Source organism: Pantoea sp. Morm, from assembly GCF_016643525.1.
Lineage (GTDB): Bacteria > Pseudomonadota > Gammaproteobacteria > Enterobacterales > Enterobacteriaceae > Pantoea > Pantoea dispersa.
In genome coordinates this window covers 1-10,039 of the sequence record NZ_VOQX01000128.1, presented here as the reverse complement: position 1 = coordinate 10,039, position 10,039 = coordinate 1, and the positions used below count along the sequence as shown (strand labels likewise).

At 51.7% G+C, this 10,039-nt stretch carries 10 protein-coding genes and 2 pseudogenes; 8 read left to right on the top strand and 4 right to left on the bottom strand.

Annotated features, from left to right (window positions below):
* Together FT726_RS24550 and FT726_RS24545 are read right to left on the bottom strand one after the other, a co-directional pair.
* A partial coding sequence (locus FT726_RS24550) for a hypothetical protein (protein WP_346303607.1) occupies window positions 1–528 on the bottom strand: 528 nt, incomplete at its 3' end.
* A gap of 433 nt (window positions 529–961) precedes the next feature.
* Entirely contained in the window at window positions 962–1,192 is a 231-nt protein-coding gene (locus FT726_RS24545; protein WP_034830576.1) for a hypothetical protein, read from the bottom strand.
* A 266-nt stretch (window positions 1,193–1,458) separates the two neighbouring features.
* Between FT726_RS24545 and FT726_RS24540 the strand changes: the two genes are divergently transcribed.
* From FT726_RS24540 to FT726_RS24520, 5 genes and pseudogenes are all read left to right on the top strand, one after another.
* Window positions 1,459–2,352: an SDR family oxidoreductase gene (locus FT726_RS24540; RefSeq protein ID WP_034830579.1), complete on the top strand. Its 894-nt coding sequence runs from the start codon at window positions 1,459–1,461 to the stop codon at window positions 2,350–2,352.
* Between the two features lie 72 nt (window positions 2,353–2,424).
* Complete coding sequence (locus tag FT726_RS24535; RefSeq protein WP_346303606.1) at window positions 2,425–4,239, top strand: glycoside hydrolase family 15 protein; 1,815 nt, start codon at window positions 2,425–2,427, stop codon at window positions 4,237–4,239.
* A gap of 90 nt (window positions 4,240–4,329) precedes the next feature.
* A complete protein-coding gene (locus FT726_RS24530; RefSeq protein ID WP_034830582.1) occupies window positions 4,330–4,851 on the top strand; it encodes a VOC family protein in 522 nt (173 codons plus the stop codon).
* Window positions 4,852–4,874: 23 nt separating this feature from the next.
* Window positions 4,875–5,969, top strand: coding sequence for an SMP-30/gluconolactonase/LRE family protein (locus FT726_RS24525; RefSeq protein WP_052127587.1), 1,095 nt, complete (start codon window positions 4,875–4,877; stop codon window positions 5,967–5,969).
* Window positions 5,970–6,250: 281 nt separating this feature from the next.
* A pseudogene (locus FT726_RS24520) lies at window positions 6,251–6,460 on the top strand (CsbD family protein).
* Window positions 6,461–6,765: 305 nt separating this feature from the next.
* Here the strand turns inward: FT726_RS24520 and FT726_RS24515 are convergent.
* Window positions 6,766–8,004, bottom strand: coding sequence for a sensor domain-containing diguanylate cyclase (locus FT726_RS24515; RefSeq protein WP_034830584.1), 1,239 nt, complete (start codon window positions 8,002–8,004; stop codon window positions 6,766–6,768).
* Window positions 8,005–8,451: 447 nt separating this feature from the next.
* Here FT726_RS24515 and FT726_RS24510 point away from each other — a divergent pair, with 447 nt between their 5' ends.
* Together FT726_RS24510 and FT726_RS24505 are read left to right on the top strand one after the other, a co-directional pair.
* Window positions 8,452–8,682 carry a hypothetical protein gene (locus FT726_RS24510; RefSeq protein ID WP_155288031.1) on the top strand — a complete coding sequence of 77 codons (231 nt, stop codon included), beginning with the start codon at window positions 8,452–8,454 and terminating at the stop codon, window positions 8,680–8,682.
* Window positions 8,683–8,744: 62 nt separating this feature from the next.
* A pseudogene (locus tag FT726_RS24505) lies at window positions 8,745–8,987 on the top strand (LacI family DNA-binding transcriptional regulator); the annotation flags it as partial.
* On the opposite strand, the gene FT726_RS24500 reads toward FT726_RS24505, so the two are convergent.
* Window positions 8,889–9,167: a hypothetical protein gene (locus tag FT726_RS24500; protein ID WP_166936486.1), complete on the bottom strand. Its 279-nt coding sequence runs from the start codon at window positions 9,165–9,167 to the stop codon at window positions 8,889–8,891. The pseudogene FT726_RS24505 and the gene FT726_RS24500 sit on opposite strands and share 99 nt — an antisense overlap.
* Window positions 9,168–9,590: 423 nt before the next feature.
* On the opposite strand from FT726_RS24500, the gene FT726_RS24495 reads away from it, so the two are divergent.
* Complete coding sequence (locus FT726_RS24495) at window positions 9,591–10,022, top strand: DUF2913 family protein (RefSeq protein WP_346303605.1); 432 nt, start codon at window positions 9,591–9,593, stop codon at window positions 10,020–10,022.
* Window positions 10,023–10,039 lie beyond the last annotated feature (17 nt).

Genomic DNA, 10,039 nt, shown 5'->3' with positions numbered 1-10,039 from the left:
CAGCTGCTGCTCCGTTAAATAATTCAGCGAGGCTAGCAGGTGCTGCTGTATTTCCATGTTCACGCTGCGGCGGTTAAAGCGGGCACTGATTTCCATGTCACGCCATAAATTCTCCGGAAAGCTGCTGCTGAAGGCCGTGTTTTTTCCGGGGGCGAACGGTTTCTTTTCTGCCTGTCTCATTTCATTCTGCTGAAACTCCACCCGGATAATATCCAGACGCGACTGAATAAACTCATAGAACTTCCTGGCCAGCGCAACCAGCCGCTGTCCCTCATCCGTTTTTATGACGTGACGGCGGGGTGAAAACTGCATCGACGTTATTAACCGGCTGATAATTTCGTCGTTGGTGGTAAATCGCCGGACGCGCGCCGCCACGCGTAATTCCATCAGCAGATTTTCCGGCAGCCACAGTTTCCGGTACTGCATTTCACCGCGGGCATATTTACGCGGTCGTCTGTGTTCGTCGTCATATTTTCTTTTAATTCCCTGCGTCATGACTTCCGTCAGAAAAATAAATAAGGTGTTCATGCCTGCATTCTGCGGGAATAAATAAAGCCCTCGCTTGCAGCGGCCGCGCCACTCAGAGGTTTAAGGTAGCTCCCGCGGACGCGGGCCCATGATAGTGCAATTAGTTACAACAGTCAGAGAAATAACTGTAGTCAGCCAGTCTGAACCATCGCGCCCCTCTCACCTCGGACCCGCGCCGTACCTGCACCCCGGTTGCCCCCACTGATCAGCCCCCGCCGCCCGGCCCGGAGGGCCGGTAAATCGTTCAAGGCTTTGGGTTGAATGCTGTAACTACTGGGTCCTTCGTGGCTGTTAGCGGTGCCGCGGGTTCTTTCTTTCGTCTGCGACCGTCTGGCTTCAGTGCGCCTGAAAGGCCGCTGCTTAAAGGGCGGTCGGGCAGGGGGATGTTCAGGCAGGCTGGGAATAAGTAACACAGACTGTATGTATGATGTTTTCAGCGCAGACTGGCAGCTGAATGTACATTTTCCTGTTCGCCTGCGTGCTGCTCATAGCGTGCCGTATAACGGACCAGTTTATAGCGGCCATTGTTTATTGAGTCAGGCGCGATGATGATTGGTGCTGGCTTCTGATAGAAGTACCCTGAGATTAAAATCGGTGACATTTTACGGTTAAACGCCCAACCAGACAGTTCAATCAATAAACCTTCACCTACTGAAATTATCATATCAACGTCACAGGCAGTCTGTTAGTTCTCTTAAGCAAATGGATATTAATCAATAACGCTGTTAGTGCCGGGACGATTTTTTTTGAATGTTCCTGTTCCAATACCTCCCAATTTAAGTAATTACCTTTCGATCCCAGCTTTCATGCCTGATATTCACCAGATATTGCGTTTCGCTTAATTTTCTTTTTTTACTTTTTTGAGTCTATTAACGTGACAAACATCACAACTTTGCCAGGCTTAATTTAATCACCAAAAAGGAGACACAGATGAACTCATTCACTAATAAAACTCTCATCACACAGGAATATCCGAAGCCGCCGTTTAAAAAACAACATCAGCCTGTTCCTGGCCTGGCGAGTAAAATGGAGCCACGGCCCGACCACGGTGAAACCAGTTACCGGGGCACTGGACGCCTTACCGGTCGTAAGGCACTGATTACGGGTGGAGATTCCGGTATTGGCCGCGCCGTTGCTATCGCTTATGCGCGTGAAGGCGCCGATGTCGCGATTAATTACCTGCCGGATGAAGAGCAGGATGCTGCAGAAGTCGTAAAATTAATCGGAGCCGAAGGACGAAAAGCTGTTGCTATCCCAGGCGATATTCGTTCTGAAGAATTTTGTCAGAAACTGGTTAACGAAGCTGCCAGCCAATTAAATGGTCTCGATATTCTGGTTAATAATGCCGGGCGGCAGCAGTTTAATGAATCTATTCGTACGCTCTCTACGGAAGATTTTGACGCTACATTTAAGACCAACGTTTATGCGATGTTCTGGATAACCAAAGCGGCGCTGGAATACATGCCTGCCGGTTCATCCATCATTAATACCACCTCAGTACAGGCCTACGATCCGAGCGCCATTTTACTGGATTACGCTCAGACAAAAGCTTCGATAGCCGCTTTCACCAAAGCCCTCGCGAAACAGCTGGGCGAACAGCAAATACGCGTTAACGCTGTCGCACCAGGACCTTACTGGACACCACTGCAGGTCTGCGGCGGCCAGCCACAGGAAAAAGTTGAGCAGTTTGGCGCCACCGCCCCGCTGGGCCGCCCCGGCCAGCCAGCAGAAATTGCGCCTCTCTATGTCACCTTTGCTGAAACCACCAACAGCTTTACCTCCGGCCAGGTCTGGTGCTCCGATGGCGGCACCGGCACGGTCTGAGTATCAGCAGGATTTTTTGAAGAACGTGGCCGCAAGCGGCCACGTTGTCGTCTCAGCATGCAGGGAAAAGCAATGAATAATCAGGTACTACGATCGCCGATGCGCGAGGATGGATTTGCCCGCCTTGGGGATTATGCGGCCATTGGTGAAGGTCGGTCTGTGGCACTTATTGCCCCGGATGGGGCTATTGACTGGTGGTGTGCGCCAAACCTTGATTCACCGCCATTATTTGACCGCCTGCTGGACCCCGAAATCGGCGGTTTTTTCCAGATTGAACCCATTGCAGATTACCGTACGGAAAGGGCCTACCGCCCTGACAGCAACGTCTTGGAAACACGGTTTATTACGCAGGATGGCAGCGTACTCATTACTGAGTCGATTAACAGCACGCTGGCCGGTCGTCTTCCCTGGAGCGAACTGGCAAGACGTATTGAAGGGATCGAAGGCAAAGTTGAACTGAGCCTGACATTACGGTTCGGCACCGTGGCCGAGACCCGCTCTCCGTGGCGGGATAACACTGAACAGGGTGACGTTTATCATCTTGCCGAACTGATGGCTATGCTACGTACGTCTGACGACTGGCTGATAACAGAGCGAGGCGATGGAGTGATCCGCGCAACGCTTCGTACCCGACCTGATAGTCACTCGCTGGTTGCCCTGCTGGTGACAGAGCGCGAGCCGCTGGCTGTGCCTGATTTGCAAGCCGTTGATGCCCGTATTGAAACCAGCCATACGGCGTGGCGCGACTGGACGCACAGCCTAAGCTACGCAGGCCGTTATGCAGATCACGTCAGACGCTCGGCGCTGTCTCTCAAATTCCTCTGGTATTCGCCAACCGGTGCACTGGCCGCTGCGGCAACCACCTCACTGCCCGAGGGCATTGGCGGAGAAAAGAATTATGATTATCGCTATGCATGGGTGCGCGACGCCTGCCTGATTATCAAATCGTTCGTTTTCCTGGGCGCGCTGGAAGACTGTAAAGCCGCTTTTTCATGGTTATCGAAAACCATCATACGCCACGGCACCCGGCTGCGCGCCTGTTACACGCTGGAAGGCGGCGTGGTGCCTGCAGAAAGTTACCCCTCCTTACGCGGTTATCAGCATTCTCTTCCTGTTCGTATCGGCAACAACGCACGCGATCAGGTTCAGCTCAGCATGTACGGCGACATGCTGGCCACGGCAGAACTCTTCATCCGTGCCGGCCACATCCTGGATCTTGAAACTTCACGCATGCTGGGAGAGCTCGCGAACTACTGTGCCGATCAGTGGCGTCAGAAAGACAGCGGGATCTGGGAGTTGCCGGACGAACAGCATTATACCCACTCCAAAATGGCCTGTTGGCTGGCGCTCGACAGCGCAGTATCACTGGCAAAAGCTAAACATATCGAACCCACCTGGGTTCAGCGCTGGGAGCGGGAGCGGGATCGAATCAGTGAATGGATTGAGGAGCACTGCTGGTCAGAGGAAAAGCAGGCTTACCTCTTCTATCCCCACGCTGACGGTAAGCTCGATGCCGCTCTGGCACTGGTACACCACTATGGCAACACGGTTAACCCGGAACGCATGCGTGCCACCTATCGTGCCATCCGGGAGGACTTGGGTCACGGCAGCGCGATGCTATACCGTTACAGCGGCGTTGAGCAGGAAGAAAGCACGTTTATTGCCTGCTCTTTCTGGATGGTCGAAGCGCTGGCAGCGATGGGTGAAGCGCAGTCAGCCGAAAAGGCGATGGAAGAGATTCTGGATAAGCTCTGCCAGTGCGGTAACGTCGAAACCTTCAATGAAATGTTTGATGTCCGCAGCGGCGAGTGGCGCGGCAACATGCCACAGGGGTTGAGCCACCTGGCTCTCATCTGTGCGGCGCAGGCGCTGACCGATCACGCTTAAACCTCAACCGTTTTTTCTGAGAGTAGGGTTCCAGCGTTGCAGATACAGCCCGGCTGGCCCTCTTACATCACTTTAAAAAGGATATAACCGATGATCCGCGGAATTGAACATATTGGCATTACCGTTTCTGATTTAAAGCAGGCCGAGCATTTCTTCATCGGCGCGCTGGATGCATCTGTGCTCTACCGTATCGTTCCGCCCGCTGATGCCGAAAAGTTTATTCCGGGCAAGAAAATGGCTCCTCTCAATGGCTTCCCTGCGGAACTCAGGTTAACCGGCCTCTCCATGCTGCGGCTGAAGAATGGGTGCAACGTTGAGTTATTTCAGACAGACCCTTCCGCGAAAGATCACTCCGCTCATCCAGGCTTGCCGGGAATTAACCACTTCTCACTGTATGTGGATGACATTCACCAGGCAGCGGAAAGAATGCGGGCGCATGGCGCAGAAATGCTTGAAGGCCCTTCCGACTGCTTTGCTCAGGAGGAGGGGGCAGGCAATCAGACGTGGTTCGGCATGACACCTTTTGGCGTCCTCATCGAGCTCATTACACTGCCTTCAGGCATTCGCTATGACGCTGAAGCCACCCAGCAGCGCTGGATACCGGAAGTCTGAATCATTTACCCGGAGGCCAGACGATGCAAAGACGTGAATTTATTGCGGGCGGACTCGCAACATTGTGCCTGTCGCGGGCAGCCTTCGCTGTGGCAGAGTCGATGGTTAATCCGCAACTGCAGGTTGCCGCCACTTCACCCTGGCTTGCCAACGGCCTTGCTGTCTCAGCCGGTGGCACCATGTTCCTCAACTTCCCCCGCTTTAAAGGGCATGAGAAGTCTCCGGCGCTTGCGCGCGTGACCGAATCTGGCCTGGCCCCCTTCCCGGGTAATCACTGGAATAAATGGACGCCGGGTGATGAAGGTCTCAACAACCTTGTCAACGTAAATGCCTGCCATCACTTCGGTGACGGCAGGCTGTGGGCGGTTGATCAGGGTGCACCTCAGGGTGAGCAACCTTCAAAGGGTGCGGCAAAACTTGTCGCATTCGACATCGCAACAGGCGAAGCGGCTTCAGTTATCCGGTTTGATGAAATAGCTTTACCGCCGGGTGGTGCGCCTAACGACCTGCGCATAAAGGGTAACTCCGTGTATGTGACTGATTCCGGGCTTGGCGGCGTCATCATTCACGACCTTGAGACAGGCAAAACGATAAGAAGGCTCTCCGGAAATGCATTGCTGCGTAAACCTGATGGGCTCGTTCAGAAAGGCTACCAGGGCCGAATTCTTGAGGATAACCGCGGAAAACGCCCCACCGTGCACAGTGACGTTATCGAGGTCAGCCCTGACGGACAATGGCTTTACTATGCGCCCCCGGCCGGCCCGCTTTATCGTATCCCTACGGCTTCATTAAAAGATCAGCGGTTAAGTGATAAAACACTGGCGGGGCAAATTGAGAAAGTAGCGGATATTCCTTCTATAGGTGGTTCGGCCATCGATGCGGCAGGGAATATTTATCTTTCCAATGTGGAGAAACGCTCTGTCGATAAACTTCAGCCTGACGGCACACTCAAGACGCTAATAAAGGATGAGAAGCTCATAACGCCTGATGCTCTCGTTATCTCAGACGGCTGGATCTATGTACCCGCACCTCAGATTGAGTATCTGGCAGATAACAACAAGGGTACAGATGCAACGCATGGCCCCTGGTCAGTTTACCGTTTCCCCTTCAGCACTTAAGAAAATAGTTTTGTAACTGAAATCCATGCGGTGCATGACGAAGCTAAAAGCCAGGGCAGACAAATTGCAGGGATAGAGCGAAAGTCGCCAACTAAAGAAGAGCCATAAGGGCAATGCTACGGGTATCAAGCTTTACGCGGCTTGGCTGATTTTATCTCAGGAAAATTCCGAGAATGTGATAAGTGGCAGGAAAAATACCCTGCATGATCCATACTTATTAGCATGAAGTTCTGAACTGGGATTGCCAGGCGGCAGCCCGTGAATTAACGAAGGAGACCGACATGAACGAAGATCGCATCAGCGGTAACTGGAAGCAGTTCAAAGGCAAAGTGAAAGAACAGTAGGGCAAGCTCACCGACGACGATATGGATGTCGCGGAAGGTAAACGCGACCAGCTGGTAGGTCGTATCCAGGAACGTTACGGTTACGGCAAGGAACAGGCTGAAAAAGAGCTGAAAGACTGGGAAGATTCTAACCACTATAAATGGTAAACCCCTGGAATTGATACTGAAACCGGCTGCCATGCCGGTTTTTTTATTGCATGGCATAAGTACGTGATACAGGGCTGGCCAGTAATCTGCCCTCGTGCCGTACGTCTATTTCATCCTAAAGATTTTCACTTCAAAGGGGAATTCTGAAAACTGCCCTGTGCGGAGCCACTTTAAATTTAAGATAGCGATTTTTTTCTGAATTAATCTATAGTTAGTGCCGGGTGAAACCCAATCTCTTGGAAACTTGAATTTTTAACCGGCACTCAATGTGCCGGTTTTTTTCAACTCTCCTTTGTAGCCTTTATTCAGCCACCATAAAACTGATAAGAGCCCGTTCTTTTCGCTTTCGCCTGATACATCGCTTTGTCAGCGTGATCAAATAACTGATCGACGGATACTGATCCGAAGCCTGCAAGGCTGATACCTATGGATGCCCCGATACGCACTTCCATTTTATGAATAACGAATGGCTCCCGGAGGCTGTCAATAAGACGCTGTGCGATCGCTGAAGCCGCCTCGCGATTAAGGCATTTAGCGGCTATGAGGAACTCATCACCTCCCAGGCGCGCCACTGAGTCCCCAGAGCGCATGCAGTGTTTTAATCGCTCACTCACCTGCTGTAGCAAAACGTCACCTGCCGCATGCCCCAGGGTATCGTTAACGGGTTTGAATCCATTAAGATCGATAAAAAGAACTGTTGTGAAAGTGAGATCTTCTCCCTCAGACAGCATCCCTCTGACTTTATCGTAAACCCAGGCCCTGTTAGGCAATCCGGTCAACGTGTCCCGGGTAGCAAGCTTCTCAAGCCTTCTCATTTTTTCCTTGTCATGCGTGATATCGCGTGAGACAAGCACGGCTCCGATATTATCGCCAGTAGAGGGATCACTTACCCCACAAGCCTTAGTACCGAGCGTGATGTAGTGGCCATCCCGGTGCCTTTTGCGAACTTCTACGACGTCCGGCAGCACACCACCCTCAAATAGATGCATTAACGCATCTCCGGCGGATACGCGGTCGTCAGGATGGAGGAAATCCACCACGCGCTGGCCAACTATCTCGTCCACTGAATATCCAATCATTTCACTATAAGAAGGCGAAATCGATACGTACCTGCCGTCCCTGTCACAATGCGCGATTAGGTCGGTGCTGTTTTCAATCAACAATCGGTATTCGGTCGCCGTGCGTAGAGCATCCTCAAGGGCTTTACGCTGACCGGTTATATCAAGGATAAATCCATTGAAATGGCCAAGAGAGTTACTGGTCGTGTATCCCGGCAAACCAGACAGGATCACCCGGCGTCTGGTCCCGTCAAGGCAGTTAATTGGTACTTCGATGTTAAAAGGGGTCAACATTTCCAGCGCTGCAGTGAGTTGCTGCGCAATCGTTGCGTCATTATCAGCCTGTGCGAATTCCAGCCATTCACTCAGCGTAACGCCTTTCAGTGCGGGGAGAAGACCCTCAGGGCTTTCCTGACTGGTAACACAGAAGTCACAAGCGTCGGTGGACCAGACGGCGGAAAGGGCAGGTTTGATCGCATTGCTCATTATTTTGAACTCCGTTTTAGACTGTCGATACTGGTTAACCTCAACAATGATCGTGATAGATACCTTTTATCAGTCACTGACGTTCCTGGAGTTCATCATTTAAGAGATAAAAGCGTTTCATTTCGGGTATGGCAACCATGCTTAGCGTTGTAGATAAACCTGCAGAAATCAAACTGCTGATTATTTCTGGAGTGAGGGGACAGTGAGACACTATCGGCAATTGAGATATCAATCTTATCGGCTGTTCAGTCCGCTAACTTAAATATCTCATACCGCCGAAACGGGGTCAGGTTTCGCGAAGATGTATGGTGTCTCAGCAATTAGATCCATAACCAATCAAAAGTACACTGCGCCAGTAGCGAGTCATGATTTTTATGATTACGCTTTCTGCCTGGGGAATAAGGAAATTTTGAGGTGGTTATGGCTCGTAGACTCGCAGAGAACGTAATGAGTGCTCAGGAAGTTCACATCGAAATGCTGAAGTGCTACCTGCGGGAGTCAGAAATTATTCTGCATTCGCTGGAAGAACAGAAAATCACGGCAGGAGAAACGTTGCTGTTCGAGAGACGCCTGAGCGCGGCCCGGGGGGAGCATCTTCAGCTGCAGAACGAAATCAGTCTGGCCACTGAAAAACTTAACAGACTCATCCGTCAGAAAACGGTAATGCAGCCTGCCTGACCGGAGGCACCGCCAGCATCTCTAAAAAAAGTTGTAGCCCTGATGTGAGTTTTCCCTTTGTAATCAGTGCGGGCAATCAGCAGGGTGGAGAACGGATAACTGAGAAAGGTAAAAGCTGGGTAAAGGCAGAAGACGTGGCGCGGCTGGCGGGGGTTGCCCGTTCGGCCGTGTCCAGGACCTTCACGCCCGGCGCATCTGTAGCTGAATTAAATCGCGCGAAAGTGATGCGTGCCGCCGAAAAGCTGGGCGACCAGGTCAATATAATTGCCTGCACCATGAACACCGGCAGCAGCAACTGTCAGGGCGGACATTCTCATTAAAGGCGCGCAAATGTCATCGCATGCCTGCTTTTCAGCTACCCTCTTTAGATTGAGGATCTTTAGGGAACAGAGGTGCATGATACTGAGGTTAAACGAGGCGGAGCTGGCTACACTGGTAGGCCGTCGTTTCGCATCAGCTGAAAACAATGCCGCAACCAGCGTCACGACAGTCCTGGAAGTCAGGATCCAGAGTGGCAGGCAGCTGATTGTCCATGAGCTGTACGGCAGGCAACACAAGACAGCTCTCACTGTATTTATGCTCAGATTTCCTTATGCGCTGCCCTGAATACAGCTTGCCTTTATGCCCGAACACAGCTGCCGTCTGAGGCGTGATGGTCTGAATTATTTACATCCAGAAAATGCCGGCGGGAATGCTGTAAAAAACCCGCATTATGACGGGTTAAATAAATCAGTACAGAAATTCTCGTTTGAAACAGCGTAGCTGTGTGTGCACCACGATATTACTCCGTCAGTCCCCTCGCCTCCTGAAGGGCAAAGAGGTTCCCTGATAAACAGGGATGAAATTGAAGCCCGCGCGGGTTAGGATCGGCAATTAAATCCGCATATCAAAGAAAAATTAATCAAAGTATGGATACCTCAAACCTCTACGTCGATCACCTTGCCTGGTGCGGACTTATCGCACTGAACATGGCACGTCAGGCCGGAGCCGTCAGTTCCGCTGCGCAGGAAAATCTCTTTTTATGCAGGTGGCTGGCGACCGCTGAGAAGAAACGCCTGTTCCGGCGTGAACTGGCGAATGACATTCGCTGGCTGCTCAGAGAAGGCCGGGAGAAAGGGCTTCGGGCGGATCTGCCGGGTAAGCTGGAATATCTCTGGCGGGCAAGCAGCAGTGATTTGCTGGCGCAAAATGATTTATTCCGCCTCCAGCACGTGATGCACGCCATTACGCTGACGGGTATTAATTACGGCGTTCTCACGGAATCCGACTGGGAAGGGCGCCAGGCATTGAAGATGAATCCTAAAATCCCGGCTGTTTTCCTCCGGAAAAGCGATCTGTAAACCGGTTTTGATGAACA